Here is a 22080-nt window from a genome sequence, read left to right as displayed (position 1 = left end):
AAAAGAAAAACCGTACTTTCATTATTAAGTACGGTTTTTTGCGCTAGATCTTACTCTATCAGCTACAATAAAACTGATAATATTCACATCGTTATTAAGTTTTATGTCGCCGAAGCTAACAATATTTTTAATTTCCATTTTTTTTTCTCAAGCTGTTCTGGCAGAGAAAAAAGTATTTTTGGTAGGAGTTGAAGATGTAGATTACTACCCATTGTTTAGCTTTGATAGCAAAGGTCCTATCAGGCCAAGTTTTGCTCATGATGTATTAAAGGCGTTTTTTGACCATCATAATTTACCTTTCAAATTTGTCCCATTACCAATTAAGCGTTTCGATAAATGGTATTTAGAACATAATATCGATTTTAAATTTCCTGATAATTTCAGGTGGCGGAATGATTTCTCAAATAAACTTGGAATAACTTTTTCAGAACCCTTGTTAAAGCTCATGGCTGGTACCTATGTGCTTAAAAGCAATGCTGGTTTAAATAGAAGGGACATCACATCTATTTCAACAGTACGAGGTTTCTTTCCAACCTTATGGCTTAAAGAAGTTACGGATAAAAAAGTTCACCTTATAGAAGAATCAAAGCCGTTGGCTGTTGTTAGACATGTTATTGATGGAAACTCTTTAGCAACTAACATAGATCTTAATGTGATAAACAATTACTTGCGAGCAATAGGAAAGGAAGGGGAAATAATTTTAGCTGATGGCATTTACCACCAAGAATATCATTACCATTTTTCTTCTATTCAATATCCCGAGATAATAAAAAAATTTAATCAATTTCTTGTCAATCAAAAGGTTTTAGTTGATAAAATAAAACGCAAATATCACCTTAAAGAATAATAGTGTGAAAAATTTTGAACGACAGCTCTTGATCGGGCGATGGATTAGAAATTGCCATGATGAAGAGGGTAACCCTTTTGTCGAACAAGCAGATTTCTACCTCGATGGCAGTTTTGAATTTTGCTTTATGACTATGTCTAAAGATGGAATGATTAAAGAGCAAGTAATTGAATTAGGTGATTGGGGATTAGTGGGGGATATGCATTTTACTATCACTAAAAATGAAGTAATTGACGAAAAACTCTATGCCGCCGATTTATCAAATGAAGATAATTATCACGTTTATAGAGTAGTAAACTTGAATGCAGATAGTTTTGAATACCAACATATTGTCTCGAAAGAATCCTTTATCCTCAAACGGGTTATTGATAACATCGGTCATTGCTAACTTTTCATCTTAAGTTTAGAAAGTTCACAAGCGTAAATTCAATAACAAAACCCTTTAAGAGAGCCCGATGAAACCTATCATGCAAGCGAGTCTAATTACCGCAATAAAAACACCATTTGATCAACACGGTGAAATTGATTTGGCTGTTTATGATCAGCTTGTTGAACGCCAGATAAAATCTGGAGTAGATGGCATTATTGTTGGCGGCACAACCGGTGAAGGACATTTGCTTAGTTGGGAAGAGCACTTAATGCTGATTGCTCACAGTGCTCATAAATATAGTGAAAAACTGATAATCGTCGGGAATACTGGCAGTAATAACACACGAGAAGCAATTAAGGCGACAGAAAATGGATTTGCTACAGGTATGCATGCTGCGCTTCAAATTAATCCATACTATGGCCGCACTTCAACTGCAGGGGTAATTGAGCACTTTAATAAAGTGCTGGATATCGGGCCTGCCTTTATTTACAACGTGCCAGGGCGTACAGGACAAGATTTAACACCTAATATTATTGAAGCAATTGCTGATAGAGATAACTTTATTGGTGTAAAAGAATGTGCTGGTAATGAACGTATTGATTATTACGAACAACGCGGTATTGCATGTTGGTCGGGCAATGACGATGAAAGTTTTACCGGACGACATAAATTTAAGTCACATGGTGTGATCTCTGTTACGTCGAATATAGTACCAGAATTAATGCGTAGCCTGATGGATAGTGATAAACCTGAATTAAATGATCAATTACAAGGGTTAATGAAGTGGCTATTCTGTGAACCTAACCCTATTGCCATTAATACTGCTTTAATGATGACAGGCGCTGTTAATCCCAACTTTCGCTTGCCATACCAAGCATTAACTCAAACACAGCGAGAAGAAGGCTTTGCATTACTTAAACAATTTGAACAAGCTCATTTAGTTGGTGATGGTTTATCAATACTTGATGACCAACTGTTCAATTACTGTTGCTAGTAATCGCGTTTTGTTCTGCTGTTTGGATAGATAGATCAAGCGCTTTAGGTAATCGATAGTCTTTTGGCTGTCCAGATAAAGGGCAGCCGAATGCTAACCTGACTGCACATAGTTGCAAGTTTACCGGGTAATTTTGGTTAATAGAGTCCTCGCCATAAAGCCTATCACCAACAATCGGGCTACCTAGCCACTTGGCATGTTGTCTTATTTGATGCTTTCTTCCCGTTTCGATAGTGACTTCGTATAAACTAAGTGTTTGCGCTATGTTGGTCGCTAATTGTTTGAAGTGACTTACTGCATGTTTGTCGTTTACCGGCTCTGACACTGAAACTTCAAATGGTAATTTGTCGATATTTCCCGCTAACACAGCATGATAGCTTTTAGTTAATTCATGTTGTTCAAACAACTTGCTAAAGGCTCTAGCGGCATTTTTAGTGTGTGCAATTATTATCAGGCCAGAAGTAGCTCTATCTAAGCGGTGAACTAGGAAGCAAGCACGTTCATTGGGGAGATGTAATTGTGCCCACCTAGTGATAGTACAATGGTCACTCCATTTCGAGCCTTGAGATAGCATTCCATACGGTTTATACCAAACTGAGTATGATTGTTGATCATCAATTAATTTTGCTTCTGGGGGGGCTTGGCTGAGCACATCTTCATTGTAGTAAAAATGAAGTGTCTCATTGGTGTTTATGAGCTTTTTAACTCTTCTAAGGCGCTGAACAGACTTGCCTTTTTCTAGCCATAACGCACCTTTAGCAATTGCTGACTTCAATTCGGCATTGTTAAGGGAAGTTCTAGATTGAAGTAAGGTTAACGCCGACATTGGCAGTTCTGAATTTGTTATATGGATTTCAAAAGTGGACACAAAAATATCAGCTGTTTAAGGTTTAAAAATGGCTATAATGCCCAATAATAACATGTAAGAGAGTTTTCCAAAGAAAGATTGCACATGAGAGATAAAGAGTTATTCCCAGAAGATGAAATCGGTAACGCATTGTGGCAACTAAATGAGCAAGGTGTAACGCTTGATAAAGAGCATGAAGTGGCTTTTTCGGTAATTTTCCCTAGCCAAGAACAAGCGTTGAAGTTTGGACATTTGTTGTTAGAAAATGGGCAAAAACTTTCTTTCTGTAGCTATGAAGGAAACCCAGAGCTACCTTGGGAAATTACAGCTTACCCATTTATGCCGCTAAGCTACGAAAATATAATTGCTTATCAAGCGCTACTTCAAGAGCATTGCCCTGTTTTTGGGGGACAATATGATGGCTGGTATTGTCAGTCAGTGGTGTAAATATGGAATTGTCATCATTAGCGCATTTACAAAAACAGAGTAAAAAATCGTTTAATGATCAAAAAACGCTCATTAAAAAAGTGTTAGCCGGCAAAGAAGTTAAGTGCAGACATTGTCAACAATTGCTGCAATTTGAACTTAAGACTGAAGCAGTAACGGCAAAAGTCTATTGCCAAAAAGGCTGTACTGATATTGAATTAGATATTAGCTAGTTTCAATATGAACTATTTAGCTCACTTATTATTATCGCCGAATATATCTGCAGTACGAATTGGCAATTTAATGGGGGACTTTATAAAAGGGAATCAGTTAGGTCACTTGCCTGAACAGGTCCTTATTGGTATTCATTTGCATCGTGCAATTGATAAATTTACAGATAACCATGAGCAGGTTAGGGCGCTAAAATTGTTATTATCTTCGCGTAGAAAACGTTTTTCAGGAATTATTTCTGATATCGTTTTTGATCATTTATTAGCAAAGAATTGGCAAGCATATTCAGATATTTCGTTGGAAACATTTGCCAACCAGTGTTATCACGAGCTTAGTGTCAGTCATCAATTGATGCCAGAAAGAATGGCCAATGTCGTCTCAAAAATGACCGCGCAAAATTGGCTGCTCGCGTATCAATCTAGCCAATCAATCTCTGGCGCGATTAATGGTGTTAGTCGAAGAATTCGTTTTGAAAATAATTTGCTAGGTGCGGCTGATGAAGTAATGCCTGTTTTAGATGAGTATCAACAGGCATTTTTAACTTTTTTTCCTGAACTACAACGTTTTGTGGAACAGAAAATCGACGAGCTATTATAGGAAAGTAGCAATATCTTTAAGTGATTTTTTTACTTGTGCGTGTGCTGGAATTGTCGCATCTTCTGCTGGGTAGCCAGCAATCAAAAGCATGTAGGCCCGATCGTTGTCGCTACGCTGGCAAATTTTATTCAAAAATGACATAGGTTTAGGTGTATGTGTTAATGTAGCTAAGCCTGCGTTGTGTAGCGCTGTGATAAGCATACCTGTAGCGATTCCGACCGACTCATGTACATAATAATTATTATTTTTTTCTTCTTTAGTGATTCCGCCTTTTTTCTCACTAAAGATAGCGATTAGCCAAGGGGCAATTTCTAAATAAGGTTTTTCTGAGTCAGTACCTAAAGGTTTTAGTGCATCTAGCCATTCATCTCCTGCTCTACCTTCATAAAAACCGCGCTCATGATTTTCTGCTTGCTCTCTCACTTGACGTTTAATGTCAGCGTCTTGGATCGCCACAAACTGCCAGGGTTGGTGATTTGCACCACTTGGTGCCGTGCCTGCAGCTTTTATACAATTTTCAATGATTTCTTTAGCAACAGGTTTATCGCTAAATTTACGAATACTATGGCGGCGCTTTAAATCTTCATAAAATGCACTTGAACGTAACAACATTTCTTCTGGAGAATATTCAATAAAGTCAGCTAACGGTGAACAGTCGTGTGATTGCATTTATATTCCTTATTTATTATTTTTAACTGCATTGAGTATCAAATTTATAAGGTGATTATGCAAGTGGTCAAGGCGTATTTTTTGTTAAGTAAGTTTTTATAATGTCGTGATATTTAAACGTATTTTTCAAATTGATAAGCGCTTCATTGAAAGGCTGAGCTTGCGAGCCGTAACGACCTTTTTTGGCAAAGGCGAGATGTAAACTAGCCTCATATAAAGGCGGGCTCAAAATGGTAACTTTATAGGCTTTTTCTCCGCCCAGTTTATTAATATAGTATGGCAATACGTTGGTATCTAGAATGGCTAATGGAAATCTCCCAGCCAATAGCATTTTGACTTGTGTTTCTTCATTGGGTAATTCGATCGTATTTAAATTTGATGAACTATACGCTTCACCATAATAATAGCCCGCAATACCGGCAACATCATAATTTGAAAGTGTTGATAGGTCACCCGAAAACTCTATATTGAAAGCAGTCGTTGAAACAAAATTCATGCGTTCCATAATTAGCGGTTGTTCAACAAAATTTAAGTAATTTTGTCGCTCAGAATTCTTGTTGATGGGCATAATGGCATCGATATCACCTTTATTAGCTAATTCAAACATTCTTTTCCATGGCATGACGACGTAATTCACTTCGACATTTCCCATGAGTCTTGTTGTCGCTGCAATGATATCGGGGAGCAGTCCTTTAACTTCGCCGTTTTCTAACCAATGATAGGGAGGGTATGCTTGTTCAGGTTTAGCAATATTTAATGTGATAACACTAGCCTGTTCAGCCTTAAGGTTGACTGAATAAAAGGAAAAGAATATCAATAAGAGCGCTAGAGCAAACTTCAAAGCTAATCATATTTACTAGAATATAAGACAGTTTCAATTTAACATTTTTAATGGCTTAAAAGAAGGTACTATTTAGATAAAAACTTAATAAAGCCAAGGTGTTAGCGAGATTTATCTACTAAGTGATTAGTAGATAAAGTGCTCATGCTTAGTGTGTTTTATTAATATTAAATGGTTACAGGCAACGAAGTGTGTCGTTGAATATATAAATGTTCAAAAGGTAGTGTTTGAAAAATGATGGCTGGCAATATTAAATCCAGCGTTTAAATAGAAGCGATGGGCTGCAAAGCGCTGAACACCTGAGTCTAAATGAATTTGCTGGCAGTCATTGTCAATGGCGTAACGCTTTAACCAATCTAGCATTATTGAACCAACGCCTGTTCCACGTGCGTGCTCATCGGTTACTAGATCATCAATATACATGTGCTTTTGCCAAGCGAGCTTTTCACTTATAACAAAACCAGCAACACAGACTACTTGCTTTGCTTTTTCTATGTAAGCGACTTGGTAACCATTTTCTTGCTGTTTTTCAATTTGCTCAACAAGTTGAGATATTGAATATTGCGGCCTTAATTGGCAAAGGATCGGAGCAACTTTTTTTAATTCGTCGGCGCTATTAGCCAATTGAATATTCATACGAAACCTTTAGAGATGGGTTAACGTGCTTTAGTTAAAATTTTGTCGAGATTATCGGCAAACGCTTTTTTATCTTGCTGGTTTAATGCTGGGGGACCACCGGTATTAACTCCACTTGCTCGCATGGTATCCATAAAGTCTCGAATATTTAATCGAGATTTTATATTTGATTTTGTATATAGCTCTCCTCGAGGACTTAATGCTTGTCCTGACTTTTCAATTACTTCTGCCGCTAGCGGTATATCGCTGGTGATGACAAGATCTTCTGCATTAAGGCGTTTAACAATTTCGTTGTCCGCAACGTCAAACCCGGAAGAAACACGTAGCATTTTGATAAATGGTGAAGGTGGAATACGCATACCGTGATTTGCGACCAAAGTGGTTTCAATTTTAGTTCTATCTGCGGCACGAAAAATAATTTCTTTTATTACAGCGGGACAGGCATCAGCATCAACCCAGATTTTCATTTTATAAACCAATTATTAAAGTTGATAATGTAAAGTGTAGAAATGTACACCGTCTTTTTGTTCTATTTCACAATTACCAGAAATACTACTAAGTTGGCCTGTGCCGGAAGTTGGCATTATTTCAATGGACAATGACTGACCATCTGGGTTCATTAAACCTTTATGTAGTAGTGTAAAAGTGCCTGATTTGCCATCGATGGTAGCGGTAACTTCTTCTATTGCAAAATAAACAGCATGACCATTTTCAATGCGCTTGCTAACCATTTGCCCAACACCTGAACCTATAACGTCACCGTGATAAGTTTTATTAATGAGCATGCGCCCTGCAGGAGCTGAATCATCTTTTTGTGGTGTGAGTGATACATCAAATGTTCCCGTTGCCGTCATATTTATCGCCTTGTTGTTTGCATAGAGTGCACATGAAAATAATAGGGCCACAGCAACTACAAGTAAATAAATGATTTTTTGCATAATAATAAACCGATATTAGCTTTATGATTGGACAAACTTGGCTAAACGATTCTTCGTTTCCGAGGTTTCGTGCTGAAGCTCGATAGACTTGCCACTTATATTAGTCATTTGACTTTGTACTTGCTCGCTTATATTGGCAATTGACTCAACTACACTATGAGTTTGTTGATATAAGTCGTTGAGTTGATGAACGCTTTGGCAAATATCACCTAATTTTTGTGTATTTTGCTCATATTCGCCGACCATTTGATTAAAGTCTTGTTTTGCCTTATTTATTTCATCTAGCGTAGAGTCTGATTGTTTAATTAATTGTTCTGACTTGGTGTGAGTGGTGTTGACTAGGCTGTCCATATCATTGATAAAATTCGTGATCTTTTGAGTCGCATCGGCAACTTTACTTGATAATGAACGTACTTCATCTGCTACTACGGCAAAACCTCTTCCTGCATCACCTGCACGCGCTGCTTCGATAGCGGCATTTAAGGCTAATAAATTTGTTTGGTCGGCAAACTCTTCAACCATTTTTAATATATCGCGAATATTTGAAGCGTTTTCTTGTAAACCTGAAATAGTTGCGCCGAAATGGGTTAGCATATCGCTGGTAACGATAATTTGCTGATTGATTTGTTCAATTCCACTATTGGCCTGGTGGGCAATGGTCAAGTTTTCTTTATTTTGCACCAAAACGATATCAGAAGTTTCTGTGATCTGACTTAATTGATGATTCACTTGGTCGCTACCAGAAAATATATCGTCAGCTAGCTTTCGTTGCTGATCAGCACTTTGGTTAGTTTCTTTTACCGAATTTGTTACGTCAACATTGGCGCTGCTCGCTTTATCAGCATGTTGATAAATTCCCTTTAACAAGTCAGAAAGGTTTTGCGATAAAGCGTTATATTCTTCTGACAATTGTCTAAATTCATCATGGGTAAACGCTGGTAGTCGACTAGAAAGATCGGCTTCTGCCCCATTTATATTTTGAAAGCCCGATAGCAAAGCCTTTATTGGTCTGACAAATAAGTAATGTAAATAAAACAGAGTAAAAGCAAAACCAAGCACAGACAAAACTGCTAAAGCATTAATGGCAAATGCAAGAGAGTTATTTTCATCAGGTACACTATCAAGCATTTGATAGAGTAAATAAAAAGAACCTAGTTGGAACAAAAAGAGAAACGCCATATTTCCCCAAATTTTTCGACTCAATGTAAAGAAAAAAGTTTGTTCAATCTGTGTGTATAAGGCTTTAAAAATTTCCAAAGTCATCACCGTAAAATTCATGTAAAGCAATTGGTTATAAAAAGAAAAGTAGAGTTAATCTTTTGATTAGGTGTAAAAATAGCACAATCACTATTTTTTTTATATAAGAGTAATAAAGTGGGGGTAACTCTTTAGTAAATATTTATCGACTTGATAACACTTACCCAAATAAATTATTTGATACTAAAAAATAAAAAGCCCACTAGTACGTGGGCTTTTTAATTATTTGAGCTGTTGAGCTTAGAAGTATTAAGCTTCAAACATAGCAGAAATAGACTCTTCGTTGCTTACACGACGAATTGCTTCTGACAACATGCCACTTAGCGTAAGTTGTCTTACTCGGCTACCTAATGCTTTAATTTCATCAGATAATGGAATCGAGTCTGTAACGATCACTTCATCAATGACAGATTCTTTAAGGTTTTGTGCTGCATTACCTGAAAGTACTGGATGAGTTGCATATGCATAAACGTTTTTCGCGCCATGCTCTTTAAGTGCTGCTGCCGCTTTAGCTAAAGTGCCACCTGTATCAATCATGTCATCAACAATAATACAGTCGCGACCTTCAACGTCACCAATGATATGCATAACTTGTGCTACGTTCGCTTTAGGACGACGCTTATCGATAATCGCTAAGTCAGCGTCATCTAATAATTTAGCTACAGCGCGAGCACGAACAACACCGCCAATGTCAGGTGATACAACCACAGGGTTTTCTAAATTCTTCTCTTGCATATCTTCAAGTAAAATAGGCGTACCAAAGACATTGTCTACCGGTACGTCAAAGAAACCCTGAATTTGCTCAGCGTGAAGGTCAACAGTTAATACACGGTCAACACCTACACTTGAAAGAAAATCTGCAACTACTTTGGCTGTAATTGGAACACGTGCACTACGAACACGACGATCTTGGCGTGCATATCCGAAGTAAGGCATTACAGCAGTAATACGACCCGCAGAAGCGCGACGAAGAGCGTCAACCATGACGATAAGTTCCATTAAATTGTTATTTGTTGGAGCGCAAGTTGATTGGATAATAAATACGTCGGCACCACGTACGTTTTCAGTGATTTCAACACTGATTTCGCCATCGCTAAAGCTACCTACTTTTGCTTCGCCTAAACCAATATATAAACGATCTGCAATTTTCTTAGCCAGTTCAGGGGTGGCGTTACCCGCAAAAATCTTCATGTCAGGCACTGTCAGTTCCTCAGAAACTTGTGACATTAAAAGTTCACACTGATGAGTTAAGGTGTATTAACTATCAGCAAATTATTCATTTTTCGCCAGTTACCTGCGTAAGTTTTTCTAACGCTTGATGAACAGGCGATTGGTTGACACCTTTTGCGACAAACGTCTCAATATCTTTTGGCAGTTGAGATTGTATGTGGCGAGCCTCTTTTTCTGAGTTAAATGGCGTAAAAATACATGCGCCTGTACCCGTCATTCGAGACGGCGCGTATTCTACCAATGTCGCTAATAGGTTGGCAACCTCAGGATAATGTTTTGTTACTACATCTTCACAGTCATTTTGGCTATGCTTAGTATCCAAGTTTTCGGCCAAAATTTTAGGAGTATTACGTGGTAATTCATCACTTTGAAAAACCGCTTGGGTGGAAATATGAACTTCTGGTTTGCTTACTAAATACCAGCATTCCTCTGGGCTGGCAGGCATTAGCTTTTCCCCAACACCGTCAGCGAATGCGGCAAATCCGCTAACAAATATAGGTACGTCTGCACCTAAGGTTAAACCTAGTTTTGCTAGCTCAGGAAGTGGCAAGTTTATTTTCCATAATTTATTCAGTGCTAATAATATAGTTGCTGCATTAGAAGAGCCACCGCCTAAGCCACCGCCCATAGGTAGACGCTTATCGATGCTAATTTCAATACCTTGATGCGTCTTGTTCAATGGCAATAAAATTTTTGCAGCTTTTACAATTAAATTGTCTTCATGCTTAACCCCTTTTACAGGGGTTAATAATTTTATTTCTTTTGTTTGATTAAGTCTTAAGGTTATTTCATCGCCATAGGCTAAAAATTGGAACAAGGTTTGAAGTTCATGATACCCATCTTCGCGTCGACCATTGACGTGTAAGAACAAGTTGAGTTTCGCTGGCGATAATAAAGTTATTGTCTGGGTCATTTTTGTTGATTTAATTAGTTGAACTGCCAATGTCTAATCGCAAGTTTAATGGTAAAACCGTCTTGTTGAACGGTTAGTGATGTTGGTAAATCAATACCTTTGAATTGTTTGTAATTCTTGTATTGTATTTGCCATTGTCGGTTATTGTAATAGCTAGTTAGTTGTTTTGGCAGTGCAGTATTCTGATCGAGTTTAATTTGATCTTGTGGTGAAAATGGCACGCCTTTTATCCAATAAGGTAATGCTTGGCTAGGAAATAATAGACCAGTAAGTTGCCAAATCAATCTATCTAAATCATCTGAGTGATAGGTTTTACCATCCACTTCAAGTGTATGAATACCATCGGTCGTTTCTAAATTTAAAACATTAATTCCAAGGTAGGTGGTTAAATTTAACGTTTGATTATTATATTTTTTATGCCAATTTAAACTGGCTTTTTGGCGTTTGTTTTGTTGTAAGAAAGCAATTTGACCTTTTATTTGCCAGCTTTCCATTCCATTTACAATTTTTGCTCTGTTTGTAACATTGACTTTTTGCGGTGCTTGGGAATCCGGTAATTGCGTACAGCCCTGCAATAACAAAAGGATCAGCGTTGAAAGTTGTGTTTTAAAGCTATGCTTATAGAGAAAAGTGGGAGATAAATATTTGTACACAGACAAGCCTTAACTTTGAACTACATCATTAAATTGGGTTTTATATTTGAACACAGTCACTAAGCTACTTTCAATCATTGAGAATATTACGTAAAATTACCCACACTATTTATCAGAGAATATGCTGCTGATGTTTATATATTTGCATGAAGCGAATGTGTAAAGACATCGAAATTAGCTTAAATTACGAAATGTCCATTGTTGCTGTTGGTATAAATCATAAAACTGCTCCTGTTGCTGTTAGGGAAAAAATCTCTTTTAATCCGGATCAGTTAAGTCATGCCCTTCAAGAAATGCTCACTGCAGTACAATGTAAAGAAGCAGCAATTTTATCTACTTGTAACCGAACTGAACTCTATCTAGTTCAAGACGACAATGTAGAGGCAACTCAAGCTAGGGTTGTTAATTGGTTAGAGCAATACCATAGTGTTCCATCTTCTTCTATTACTCCAAGTCTCTATTGGCATACTGATAAACAAGCTGTAAATCATATGATGCGTGTAGCTTGTGGTTTGGACTCTTTAGTATTAGGTGAACCGCAGATATTAGGGCAAATGAAACAGGCTTATTCGCAAGCTAAAGCTGCTGGTTCTATGGCACTAATCATGGATCGCTTATTTCAGCGTACCTTTGGGGTAGCCAAACAAGTTCGTACAGAGACTGAAATTGGCGAAAGCGCAGTATCGGTAGCCTTTGCCGCAGTAAATCTAGCTAAGCATATCTTTGCAAGTCTATCCAAAGCACGTGTATTGTTGGTAGGAGCGGGTGAGACTATCGAGCTAGTTGCTAAACACCTCTATGATAATAATGTTGGTAGCATTACCGTTGCCAATAGAACTATTTCACGTGCAGAAGCAATGGCTGAGCAAATCGGTGCTGACGTAATAACATTGGCACAAATACCAGATCATCTTGCGAGAGCTGATATTGTCATTAGCTCGACTGGAAGTACTTTACCTATTATTGGTAAAGGTATGGTTGAAACTGCGCTTTTACAACGTAAACATCAGCCTATTTTTATGGTGGACTTAGCTGTTCCGCGAGACATTGAAGAGCAAGTAACGGAGCTTGAAGATGTTTTCTTATATACCGTAGATGACTTACAAAGCATTATTGCTCAAAATCTAGAAAACCGCCGTAAAGCAGCAGTGCAAGCCGAAGGTATTGTTGTCGAACAGTCTGATGTCTTTATGTCATGGCTTCGTGGTTTAAATACTCAAGATGCGGTGTTAAGTTACCGGCAGCAATGCATGAGTGAACGTGATGTGTTGATTGAAAGAGCATTGTCACAACTGGGTAATAGTAAAAATCCTGAAGCTGTGGTTGCAGAATTAGCCACGAAACTCACCAACAAATTAATGCATGCACCGACTAGGGCACTGCAATCAGCCGCTCAAGGCGGTGAACTCGATAAACTCATATATTTACGCGATATATTTGATCTTGATAAATCAGATAACTAAAACCTAAAATTAATACCTAAAATTTCGCTTTTAGTATAAAATCGCCGCCATTATAAATAAGACGACTTATTTTCATGAAAGAATCTGTATATAGAAAACTTGAAGGCTTAGTGGAGCGCTTCGAAGAAGTGCAGGCATTACTCTCTGATCCTGAAACCATTTCTGATCAAGACAAATTTAAAGCACTTTCAAAAGAATTTTCTCAGTTGGAAGGTACTACCAAAGTATTCCAACAATTCCAAGGCGCACAAGACGATCTTGAAATGGCAAATGAAATGCTAAAAGACAGTGATCCTGATATGCGCGAAATGGCGCAAGAAGAGCATAAAGCAGCCAAACAAGCGATTGAAGAATTAGAACAAGAACTACAAATTTTATTACTGCCAACAGATCCAAACGATAATAACAACTGTTTTGTTGAGATTAGAGCGGGTGCTGGTGGTGATGAAGCCGCTATTTTCGTTGGTGATATTTTCCGCATGTATTCTCGTTACGCAGAGAAGAAGGGTTGGAAAGTTGAAGTAATGAATATGAATGAAAGTGAGCAAGGCGGCTATAAAGAAATTATCGCTAAAATTAATGGCGAAGGTGTTTATGGCGAAATGAAGTTCGAATCAGGTGGTCACCGAGTACAGCGTGTTCCTGAAACTGAATCTCAAGGTCGTGTTCATACCTCAGCATGTACCGTCGTTGTAATGCCTGAAATTCCAGAATCTGAAGCAATTGAAATTAATAAAGCTGACTTGAAAGTTGATACATTCCGAGCGTCAGGCGCCGGTGGTCAGCACGTTAACAAAACAGACTCTGCGATACGTATCACCCATATTCCTACAGGTGTTGTGGTTGAATGTCAGGATCAGCGTTCACAACATAAAAACCGTGCACAAGCGATGTCTGTATTACAAGCGCGTTTACAACAAGCAGAAGATGATAAACGTCGAAGTGAAGAAGAGTCTTCGCGCCGTAGTCTTGTAGCAAGTGGCGATCGTTCTGAGCGAATCCGAACTTATAACTATCCACAAGGACGTATGACGGATCATCGTATTAACTTAACGTTATATAGACTTAATGAAGTGCTTGAAGGTAGTTTGCATTTGGTTATGGAGCCAATACTGCAAGAGAACCAAGCGGATCTATTAGCATCATTGGCTGAACAAAATTAACACGCCCTGTGTCAATTGAGCCTACCTACACAATCCAGCAAACATTAGTCTCAGCAAGCAAAAAACTTGCTGAGCTTTCCGATAGTGCATTATTAGATGCAAAAGTATTACTCGCGCATATCTTAGGCAAAGATCTGACTTACCTAGTTACATGGTCAGATAAAGAACTCTCTAATGAGCAGCTTAGCGAATTTGATAGCTTAGTTGATAAACGATTATCAGGAGAACCTGTTGCTTATATTGTTGGCGTGAAAGAGTTTTGGTCATTACCATTTTTTGTTGCTCCGTCAACATTGATACCGCGCCCCGATACGGAAACGCTTGTTGAGTTAGTGTTAGAGCATCATCAGAATGCAAACGTATCATTACTTGATTTAGGCACCGGGACAGGTGCAATAGCGTTGGCATTAGCGTCTGAGCAATCATCATGGCAAATAGAGGCCGTAGACTTTAATCTAGATGCGGTCAAATTAGCTAAGCGCAACGCGCTAAACTTGGAGCTTACTCAAGTCAAGGTGTATCAATCAGATTGGTTTGGCGCAATTGATGAAGATAAGTCTTTTGATGTTATTGTAAGTAACCCGCCTTATATTGATGAAACAGACAATCATTTGTCACAAGGGGATGTTAGATTTGAGCCTAAAACGGCGCTCGTGGCAGAAAATGAAGGGCTTGCGGATATTGAGCATATTTGCCGTTATGCCAAATCTTATCTAGCGCATAAAGGAACTTTGTATTTTGAACATGGCTTTGAGCAAGCCCATGCCGTACGAAGTATTTTGCAAAAGCATGGTTATAGTGAGGCAAAAACGGCAAAAGATCTTGCTGGTAATGATCGAATAACTTGGGCAAAATTATTTAAACAATAAAAATAAGAGTAATAAATATGAAACACTTTCACATGCTACTTGCTGTTATCAGCGTTAGCTTTTTTACATTACGTTTTTTCTGGCTAATTAAGTCTCCACAATTATTGGATAAAAAGTGGGTTAAAATTTCTCCGCATATTATCGATACTTTGTTACTTGCAATAGGTGTGGTGATGGCAGTTAAACTGGCAATTAACCCACTAGAGTATCTGTGGTTAGCAGAAAAAATAATGGCGATAGTCGCGTATATTTTTACAGGTATGTATACCTTAAAGTATGCTCGAAATCTAAAAATGCAGATATTTGGTTATATCGGTGCAATGGGTTGGATTATCCTTGTATTTAAGATTGCTCATACTAAACAAACCTTCTTCTTTTGATGAGTTTGTTGTGCATTTTGTGTGAGTAATAATTTTGTTGCTCACACTTTAAAAATCCCTTTTCATCCCCATCTATTTCCTTTGATTTTAAATTAAGTAACTTACATTACGAATGAACGATTTGCTGTTGTCTGAAATAAATACTGATCAGGAAGATTTGCTTAGAGCGGTTATGCTGATTGAAGAATTTATCTTTGAGCAAAAATCTGATGCTTTACCGCAGATTGAACAATTAGTTGAATACTGTGAACAAGAGTTAGCTGACGTTGAAGATCCGTTGGCTCAAGCCGAGCATTTGATTAATGTTTTATTTCTGGATTTATTATTGTTAGACACAAAGCGTAGTAGTTGGCCTGTTGGTGCATTTAAGCTAGAGACTGCTGTCGCTCAACGTGAAATTCATCCTGTATTAAAAGCTATTGTGATTAAATACATTGCTGAGCAGTGTGGCTTTGAAGTTGACTTAGTATTTGTTCCTGAAAAGATCATGTTGCGCTTAATTTGCGATCAGCAATTTGCGATTATCTTTGATCCTCTCAATGGTGAATCATTAAATTGGGAAGAGTTAGACCACCGCCTAGATGAACTTACTGAGGAGCCGAGCCAATACCTTGATGCTATGGACACAAAAGCGGTGCTTGTCGAATATTTAACTGCACTAAAAAATGCGCTAATTCATGAACAAAAACATAGTTTAGCGCTCCGTTGTGTTGATGTGCTTATTACGTTAAAACCGGAAGATCCTTTCGAACGTCGAGATCGAGGCTTTTTGCTTCATCAACTTGATTGCTTTAAAGTGGCATACGATGATTATCAATATTTTGTTAATCAATGTCCGCAAGATCCCGCGGCACAAATACTAAAATTACAATTAGATAATATAAAAATTTCCAATACAATTTTACATTAGTTCATGGAGCTTGAATGACTCACAATGCTTTAATAACCAACGATGCTGTGGTATTGGGGTTACTGGCCTTTATTTTGGGAGCAGTATTTAAAACTGCCCATAGTGCACACCCAATGTGCCGCAAGTTTTATAAATATGTTCCTGCTTTATTACTGTGTTACTTTATTCCATCGCTACTAAATACGTTTGGTATTGTCGATGGTCACAGTTCAAATGTTTATTATGTAGCGTCACGCTATTTACTGCCCGCTTGTTTAATTTTACTTACGATTAGTATCGATCTTAAAGCCATCATTAATTTAGGACCGAAAGCCCTTATTATGTTTTTAACGGGGACTTTTGGTATTGTCATCGGTGGTCCTATTGCGATTTTAGTGATGAGTGCGATTGTACCTGACGCTATTGGTGGTCATGGACCTGATGCTGTTTGGCGTGGCATGACAACGATTGCCGGCAGTTGGATTGGCGGTAGTGCCAATCAAGCATCGATGAAGGAAATGTTCGACGTAGGTGGTGACATATTTTCAGCTATGGTAACTGTTGATGTGATTGTGGCAAACCTATGGATGGCAGTACTACTGTTTATGACGGCAAAGCACAAAGAAATAGACGCTCGAACTGGTGCCGATACAACGGCAATAGAAGAACTCAAAGTAAAAGTTGAAGAATATCAGGCACAAAATAGCAAAACGCCAACGTTAAATGACTATATTCGAATGATCGCGATTGCGTTCACCATTACGGGCTTTGCTCATTTTTGTGCTGACTTTTTAGGACCGTACTTTGGTGAAACTTTCCCATGGGCGAAAGAGTTTAGTTTAAACAGTAAATTCTTCTGGTTAATAGTTATTGCAACGACAATTGGTATTTCATTGTCCTTTACTAAAATGCGAGACATAGAGGCAGTTGGTGCATCGAAAGTAGCGCAGAGCTTTATCTATATTTTAGTAGCTTCTATTGGCTTGCATATGAATATTCTCGCTATTGCTGAGACGCCAGTTTACTTTGTTATTGGTGCGATTTGGATGTTAATTCACGCTACATTAATGTTAACTGTAGCAAAATTTATTAAAGCGCCATTATTTTATATGGCTGTTGGTAGTCAGGCGAATGTAGGGGGGGCTGCCTCTGCTCCAGTTGTCGCTTCGGCTTTTCACCCTTCGCTGGCGCCAGTGGGTGTTTTATTGGCGGTACTTGGGTATGGTGTCGGCACCTATATGGCTTATATTTGTGGCTTGTTAATGCAAGCGGTATCAGGTTAGAAATTAAGGATTATAAATGACTATTCAAAATGTAGTAGTTAAAGGTATAGACGTAGCAAACGATAAGCCTTTTGTCTTGTTTGGAGGAATGAATGTGCTAGAGTCGAGAGACTTGGCGATGAAAATTTGTGAGCATTATGTACAAGTTACTCAAAAATTAAATATTCCTTTTGTTTTTAAAGCGTCATTTGATAAGGCAAATCGTTCATCTGTTAATTCATACCGTGGTCCAGGTTTAGATGAAGGTTTGAAAATATTTGAAGAAATCAAGTCTACCTTTAATGTGCCAATTATTACTGATGTACATGAACCTCATCAAGCACAGCCTGTTGCTGATATAGTCGATGTTATTCAATTACCTGCTTTTCTTGCTCGCCAAACAGACCTAGTTGTTGCTATGGCTAAAACAGGTGCGGCAATCAATGTGAAAAAGCCACAATTTTTAGCGGCGCATGAAATGCGTCATATCATCAAAAAATTTGGTGAAGCTGGTAATGAACAAGTGATGCTTTGTGAGCGTGGAAGTTGTTATGGATACAATAATTTAGTGGTTGATATGTTAGCAATGGATGAAATGACAAATTACGCACCTGTTATTTTTGATGCAACCCACGCCTTACAAAAGCCAGGCGGTCGCAGTGACTCTGCTGACGGTCGCAGAGCACAAGCAGCTCAACTCGCTCGTAGTGGCATGGCATTGGGTATTGCTGGTTTGTTTATTGAGGCACACCCAAACCCTAGTGAAGCTAAGTGTGACGGACCGTGCGCTTTACCATTAGATAAGCTTGAGCCTTACTTAGCACAAATGAAAGCGATTGATGACTTAGTAAAAGGCTTTGAATCATTAAATACTGAAGGCTAGAATTTACTTTTAGACAGACAAAAAAAGAGCACATAAGATATGTGCTCTTTTTTTCGCATTGTTACTAAGTAGGTTGGGGGGTTACTCAGCTTCAAATGCATTGTTAAACGTTAAAACCTCAGCAACCATTAAGTGCTTACTATCTGCTTCTAATGTACGAGCAGCCGTAAGTTTATTAGATGTTTCGAAGTTTAGCGTAGTTGTTGTTAACTGGTTTTTTGTTAAGTAACGGCTCGCCATGTTAACGAGTTGTTCTGTTTGTACTGTTGTTGCTTTTTCTACACTAATTGTTTCCTTTGCCGCGAGTTGGCCGGAAAAAGCAAGTGTTGAAGCAATAATAGCAATTGTTAATTTTGTCATGATGGTACCTTTAAATTCGTCAATATTCCTTATAGATTTAAAAGGACCAATCTCTATCGCATGTGATTGTGGGTTGGGCACACAATTCAAGTTAGTATAGTATTATCAATACTCAGAGATGCTGTCCTTCATCTACGGTGTTAATTCTACGTAAATATTTTGAAAATAAACAACGACATGATTTCATGTTATTCATTAGAAAAACTAATGAATAAAGTTGTGTGTATGTCATATCCTTGTCATACTCCATTGCTAGTAATTATATTTTTTTGGTTGAGTGATTGTGGCATCTCGTTTACCTCCATTAAATGCTCTACGGGCATTTGAAGCAGCTGCAAGGCAGTTAAGTTTTACAAGGGCTGCAGAAGAGTTATTTGTAACTCAGGCTGCAATAAGCCATCAAATTAAATCCTTGGAAGAGCACTTAGGCATAAAGCTATTTATGCGAAAAAATCGGGCGTTGCTATTAACAGAGGAAGGCCAAGCTTACTTTTTAGATATCAAAGATATTTTTAATGCGTTACATGAAGCCACAGAGAAGTTATTAGCACGAGGTGCAAAAGGCGCAATTACAGTAAGTTTACAACCGAGTTTTGCAATTCAGTGGTTAGTACCGCGACTGAATGCCTTTAATGTATTGCACCCTGATATTGATGTACGAATAAAAGCGGTAGATCAACCCGATAATTCGTTAACAGAAGATGTAGATGTCGCCATTTATTATGGACGAGGACGTTGGACAAATGTGTTAGCCGAAAAGTTACACACTGAGTATTTAATTCCTGTTTGTTCACCACTATTAATGAATGGTAAGAAATCATTGCAAACGGTGAATGATCTCGTGAACCATACCTTGCTTCACGATACCTCTCGTCGAGATTGGAAACGTTGGTTTAAAGAAGTAGGTGTCAAAGGGATGAATGTTAACCACGGGCCTATATTTAGCCACTCTTCAATGGTGCTGCAAGCCGCGATACATGGTCAGGGTATCGCATTAGCTCACAGCGTACTTGCTAAGCCAGATATTGATGCTGGGCGGCTAGTTTGTCCATTCAATGATGTGCTTGTAAGCAAAAATGGCTACTATATTGTGTGTCGAGAGCATCAAGCGGATGTCGGTAAAATTTCTGCATTTAGAGATTGGGTGCTAGATACGGTGAGTGAAGAGCAAGAGCAGATAGCAGGTGGGCAACTAGGATGAGTAGCTCTATTATTCGCGATAATGCTAAGGAGCCTATTGCTAATGTTCTTTTTGCTCATGGCGCTGGCGCAGATAAGTCATCAGACTTTATGAATGCAATAACAAGTCACTTAGTCACTAATCAGGTCTCAGTTATTCGATTTAATTTTCCTTATATGGATAAACGCATTGAAGACGGAAAAAGGCGCCCGCCAGATCGTATGCCTAAACTTTTGCAATGCTTTATAGAACAAATAAACTTAGTTGACGATGATTTACCGTTATTTATCGGTGGTAAATCAATGGGGAGCAGGGTTGCTGCAACAATAACGAGCAATGAGCTTATCGATGACATGCCTTCAATAACAAAAGAGATTAGCGGTTCATTTGCCTTTGGTTATCCGTTTCATCCTATTGGAAAGCCTGAAAACACACGCTTGCCACCATTAACAGCGCGAAGCAAAGAAATATTAATTGTGCAGGGCACCCGAGATAAGCTAGGTGATGAACATGAGATTATTGGCTATCAGCTAGAAGACATGTGCACCGTTAATTTTTTAGCGGATGGCGATCATGATTTAAAACCAAGAGTTAAGTCCGGTTTTACGCATCAACAGCATATTCAAACAGCAGCTCAACAATTAGTTGATTATATAAAGAGAGTCATTGAACATGACAGGTAATTGGCAAGTAAAAGTTTTAACCTTATTTGTTGGTATTAGTGGCTGCTTTTGCGTATTATTCGGCGCCTGGTTGGCTCATGCTGGAAGTCATTTAGCTTCAGAAGTCACCAATAGGCTTAGTACTGCACATATATATCAATTTATCCATACACTCGCGTTGTTTGCGACAGTTGTTTGGATTCAGGTTAAGCCAGATAAATGGAAATTAGTCACCGCGTGGTTATTTCTCATTGGAATAGTAGGGTTTAGTGTCAGCTTATATCTAAAAACGTTATTTGCTGTGCCGTTTATTGGTAAAGTAACTCCCTTAGGTGGTGTTACCCTCTCACTAGCTTGGCTTAGTCTATTTTTTTATGCGATGTTAACTCGCACTCCTACAGGTAAGAATGAATGAAAACCTCCATTGTTTTATATTGTCGTCCAGGCTTTGAAAAAGAGTGTGGTGCGGAAATACAAGAGAAAGCTGCTTGGAATGAGATGTATGGTTACATCGAAATTCTTAAACGTGAAGGAATTGTCTATTTTCATCTTCATAATAGTGAAGATGCCGAGAAGCTTATCGAGAAGCTCCCATTAAAACGCTTAATTTTTACTAGGCAGTGGTTTGTTACGTTAACGGACAAAATTGAGTTGCCTGATTACAACCGTGTAGAAGCAATTGTCGAATCGCTTGGTACTGAATGGCAATACGCAGATTTACGTATGGAAACTGCGGACACAAATGATGGTAAAGCATTATCTAAGTTTTGCAGGAAGCTCGCTGTACCGCTTCGTCAAAGCCTTAGAAAGAATAAGATTCTAACTGAAAAAGGTGATAACGAAGGGGCGGTACTTCATGCTTTGTTCTTTTCTGGCAATGAAGTACAACTTGGCTATTCATTAGGGACCAACACTTCTCCTTATGTGATGGGAATTAATCGTTTAAAGTTTCCTTCAAATGCGCCAAGCCGCTCAACGCTTAAGTTAGATGAGGCGTTCTTATATTTTATACCTAAAGATGAACGAGAAAGCCGTTTAAGCTCTGGCTTAAATGCTGTTGATTTAGGCGCTGCACCCGGTGGCTGGACATATCAACTTGTCCGCCGTGGAATGATGGTGCAATCAATTGATAATGGCCCTATGGCTGAGTCTTTGATGGAAACCGGGCAAGTGAAGCATCGAATGGTTGACGGTTTCAAATTCATACCAGTGAAAAAAAATGTATATTGGCTTGTTTGTGACATGGTGGAGAAGCCACATCGTGTTGCCTACCTGATGGCGCAGTGGCTATTACATGGCTATTGTAAAGAAGCTATGTTCAACCTTAAATTGCCGATGAAAGGGCGTTACCAACAAGTACAAAAAGATCTACAAATGATCAAAGATACTTTTGCTGAGCATAAAGTGAAATATGAAATGTATGCTAAGCACTTATATTACGATCGCGAAGAGATCACTGTGCATGCGAGATTACTATCGCCGCCGCCATTAGCTAAAGATTAATGAAGTGTACTTTGTAT

General features: G+C 38.4%; 28 protein-coding genes. 17 read left to right on the top strand and 11 right to left on the bottom strand.

Going from position 1 to position 22080, the window contains the following annotated elements:
* Nucleotides 1-103 precede the first annotated feature (103 nt).
* The 3 genes from HII17_RS17355 to dapA all read left to right on the top strand — a co-directional run bounded on the left by HII17_RS17355 (nt 104) and on the right by dapA (nt 2211).
* Complete coding sequence (locus HII17_RS17355) at nt 104-847, top strand: type 2 periplasmic-binding domain-containing protein (protein WP_169076637.1); 744 nt, start codon at nt 104-106, stop codon at nt 845-847.
* 4 nt (nt 848-851) lie between these two features.
* Complete coding sequence (locus tag HII17_RS17350) at nt 852-1235, top strand: hypothetical protein (protein ID WP_328824566.1); 384 nt, start codon at nt 852-854, stop codon at nt 1233-1235.
* A gap of 67 nt (nt 1236-1302) precedes the next feature.
* Nucleotides 1303-2211 (top strand): 4-hydroxy-tetrahydrodipicolinate synthase, encoded by a 909-nt coding sequence (gene dapA / locus HII17_RS17345; RefSeq protein WP_169076636.1) that lies wholly within the window; start codon nt 1303-1305, stop codon nt 2209-2211.
* Here dapA and HII17_RS17340 read toward each other — a convergent pair.
* Nucleotides 2195-3079, bottom strand: a complete 885-nt coding sequence (locus HII17_RS17340) for an RluA family pseudouridine synthase (protein WP_211185404.1) — start codon at nt 3077-3079, stop codon at nt 2195-2197. The genes dapA and HII17_RS17340 overlap by 17 nt on opposite strands.
* Nucleotides 3080-3163: 84 nt before the next feature.
* Between HII17_RS17340 and HII17_RS17335 the strand changes: the two genes are divergently transcribed.
* From HII17_RS17335 to HII17_RS17325, 3 genes are read left to right on the top strand one after another with little or no spacing between them, the layout of a single operon-like run.
* Complete coding sequence (locus HII17_RS17335; RefSeq protein WP_169076634.1) at nt 3164-3505, top strand: ribonuclease E inhibitor RraB; 342 nt, start codon at nt 3164-3166, stop codon at nt 3503-3505.
* Nucleotides 3506-3507: 2 nt separating this feature from the next.
* On the top strand, nt 3508-3717 hold the full coding sequence (locus HII17_RS17330) for a hypothetical protein (protein WP_169076633.1): 210 nt from the start codon (nt 3508-3510) through the stop codon (nt 3715-3717).
* 7 nt (nt 3718-3724) lie between these two features.
* A complete protein-coding gene (locus HII17_RS17325) occupies nt 3725-4312 on the top strand; it encodes an acyl carrier protein phosphodiesterase (RefSeq protein ID WP_169076632.1) in 588 nt (195 codons plus the stop codon).
* Here the strand turns inward: HII17_RS17325 and HII17_RS17320 are convergent.
* From HII17_RS17320 to lolB, 9 genes are all read right to left on the bottom strand, one after another.
* A complete protein-coding gene (locus tag HII17_RS17320; RefSeq protein ID WP_169076631.1) occupies nt 4307-4981 on the bottom strand; it encodes a nitroreductase family protein in 675 nt (224 codons plus the stop codon). The two genes, HII17_RS17325 and HII17_RS17320, sit on opposite strands and share 6 nt — an antisense overlap.
* A 67-nt stretch (nt 4982-5048) precedes the next feature.
* Entirely contained in the window at nt 5049-5822 is a 774-nt protein-coding gene (locus HII17_RS17315) for a substrate-binding periplasmic protein (protein WP_169076630.1), read from the bottom strand.
* Nucleotides 5823-6035: 213 nt separating this feature from the next.
* Nucleotides 6036-6458 (bottom strand): GNAT family N-acetyltransferase, encoded by a 423-nt coding sequence (locus HII17_RS17310; RefSeq protein WP_169076629.1) that lies wholly within the window; start codon nt 6456-6458, stop codon nt 6036-6038.
* Between the two features lie 20 nt (nt 6459-6478).
* Complete coding sequence (locus HII17_RS17305) at nt 6479-6925, bottom strand: YaiI/YqxD family protein (protein WP_169076628.1); 447 nt, start codon at nt 6923-6925, stop codon at nt 6479-6481.
* 15 nt (nt 6926-6940) lie between these two features.
* Nucleotides 6941-7312 (bottom strand): DUF3224 domain-containing protein, encoded by a 372-nt coding sequence (locus HII17_RS17300; protein WP_169076627.1) that lies wholly within the window; start codon nt 7310-7312, stop codon nt 6941-6943.
* Nucleotides 7313-7417: 105 nt separating this feature from the next.
* Nucleotides 7418-8575: a methyl-accepting chemotaxis protein gene (locus HII17_RS17295; protein WP_169076626.1), complete on the bottom strand. Its 1158-nt coding sequence runs from the start codon at nt 8573-8575 to the stop codon at nt 7418-7420.
* 327 nt (nt 8576-8902) lie between these two features.
* Complete coding sequence (locus tag HII17_RS17290) at nt 8903-9853, bottom strand: ribose-phosphate pyrophosphokinase (RefSeq protein ID WP_169076659.1); 951 nt, start codon at nt 9851-9853, stop codon at nt 8903-8905.
* Between the two features lie 76 nt (nt 9854-9929).
* Entirely contained in the window at nt 9930-10796 is an 867-nt protein-coding gene (ispE, locus tag HII17_RS17285; protein WP_169076625.1) for a 4-(cytidine 5'-diphospho)-2-C-methyl-D-erythritol kinase, read from the bottom strand.
* Between the two features lie 14 nt (nt 10797-10810).
* Complete coding sequence (gene lolB, locus HII17_RS17280; RefSeq protein ID WP_169076624.1) at nt 10811-11449, bottom strand: lipoprotein insertase outer membrane protein LolB; 639 nt, start codon at nt 11447-11449, stop codon at nt 10811-10813.
* A 191-nt stretch (nt 11450-11640) separates the two neighbouring features.
* Between lolB and hemA the strand changes: the two genes are divergently transcribed.
* The 7 genes from hemA (at nt 11641) to kdsA (ending at nt 18358) form a co-directional block, all read left to right on the top strand.
* Entirely contained in the window at nt 11641-12912 is a 1272-nt protein-coding gene (hemA, locus tag HII17_RS17275; protein ID WP_169076658.1) for a glutamyl-tRNA reductase, read from the top strand.
* 74 nt (nt 12913-12986) lie between these two features.
* Nucleotides 12987-14075: a peptide chain release factor 1 gene (gene prfA, locus HII17_RS17270; protein WP_169076623.1), complete on the top strand. Its 1089-nt coding sequence runs from the start codon at nt 12987-12989 to the stop codon at nt 14073-14075.
* 8 nt (nt 14076-14083) lie between these two features.
* Nucleotides 14084-14944 carry a peptide chain release factor N(5)-glutamine methyltransferase gene (gene prmC / locus HII17_RS17265; protein ID WP_328824565.1) on the top strand — a complete coding sequence of 287 codons (861 nt, stop codon included), beginning with the start codon at nt 14084-14086 and terminating at the stop codon, nt 14942-14944.
* Nucleotides 14945-14961: 17 nt separating this feature from the next.
* A complete protein-coding gene (locus HII17_RS17260; protein ID WP_169076622.1) occupies nt 14962-15324 on the top strand; it encodes a SirB2 family protein in 363 nt (120 codons plus the stop codon).
* Between the two features lie 112 nt (nt 15325-15436).
* Nucleotides 15437-16234 (top strand): SirB1 family protein, encoded by a 798-nt coding sequence (locus tag HII17_RS17255; protein ID WP_169076621.1) that lies wholly within the window; start codon nt 15437-15439, stop codon nt 16232-16234.
* Nucleotides 16235-16248: 14 nt separating this feature from the next.
* The gene (locus HII17_RS17250; protein ID WP_169076620.1) at nt 16249-17496 is read left to right on the top strand and encodes a DUF819 family protein; all 1248 of its coding nucleotides are present in this window, start codon (nt 16249-16251) and stop codon (nt 17494-17496) included.
* A gap of 16 nt (nt 17497-17512) precedes the next feature.
* Nucleotides 17513-18358: a 3-deoxy-8-phosphooctulonate synthase gene (gene kdsA, locus HII17_RS17245; RefSeq protein WP_169076619.1), complete on the top strand. Its 846-nt coding sequence runs from the start codon at nt 17513-17515 to the stop codon at nt 18356-18358.
* 81 nt (nt 18359-18439) lie between these two features.
* On the opposite strand, the gene HII17_RS17240 is transcribed toward kdsA, so the two are convergent.
* On the bottom strand, nt 18440-18718 hold the full coding sequence (locus HII17_RS17240) for a hypothetical protein (protein WP_169076618.1): 279 nt from the start codon (nt 18716-18718) through the stop codon (nt 18440-18442).
* Between the two features lie 283 nt (nt 18719-19001).
* Between HII17_RS17240 and HII17_RS17235 the strand changes: the two genes are divergently transcribed.
* From HII17_RS17235 to rlmM, 4 genes are read left to right on the top strand one after another with little or no spacing between them, the layout of a single operon-like run.
* A complete protein-coding gene (locus HII17_RS17235; RefSeq protein WP_169076617.1) occupies nt 19002-19919 on the top strand; it encodes a transcriptional regulator GcvA in 918 nt (305 codons plus the stop codon).
* Nucleotides 19916-20581, top strand: coding sequence for an alpha/beta family hydrolase (locus HII17_RS17230; protein WP_169076616.1), 666 nt, complete (start codon nt 19916-19918; stop codon nt 20579-20581). The genes HII17_RS17235 and HII17_RS17230 overlap by 4 nt, the downstream gene beginning before the upstream one ends.
* Complete coding sequence (locus tag HII17_RS17225; RefSeq protein ID WP_169076615.1) at nt 20571-20975, top strand: DUF423 domain-containing protein; 405 nt, start codon at nt 20571-20573, stop codon at nt 20973-20975. Before HII17_RS17230 ends, HII17_RS17225 begins: the two co-directional genes overlap by 11 nt.
* Nucleotides 20972-22063, top strand: a complete 1092-nt coding sequence (gene rlmM / locus HII17_RS17220; protein WP_169076614.1) for a 23S rRNA (cytidine(2498)-2'-O)-methyltransferase RlmM — start codon at nt 20972-20974, stop codon at nt 22061-22063. Before HII17_RS17225 ends, rlmM begins: the two co-directional genes overlap by 4 nt.
* Nucleotides 22064-22080 lie beyond the last annotated feature (17 nt).

The organism is Thalassotalea algicola, from assembly GCF_012932965.1.
GTDB lineage: Bacteria > Pseudomonadota > Gammaproteobacteria > Enterobacterales > Alteromonadaceae > Thalassotalea_F > Thalassotalea_F algicola.
This window is presented reverse-complemented; position numbering and strand designations above follow the sequence as displayed.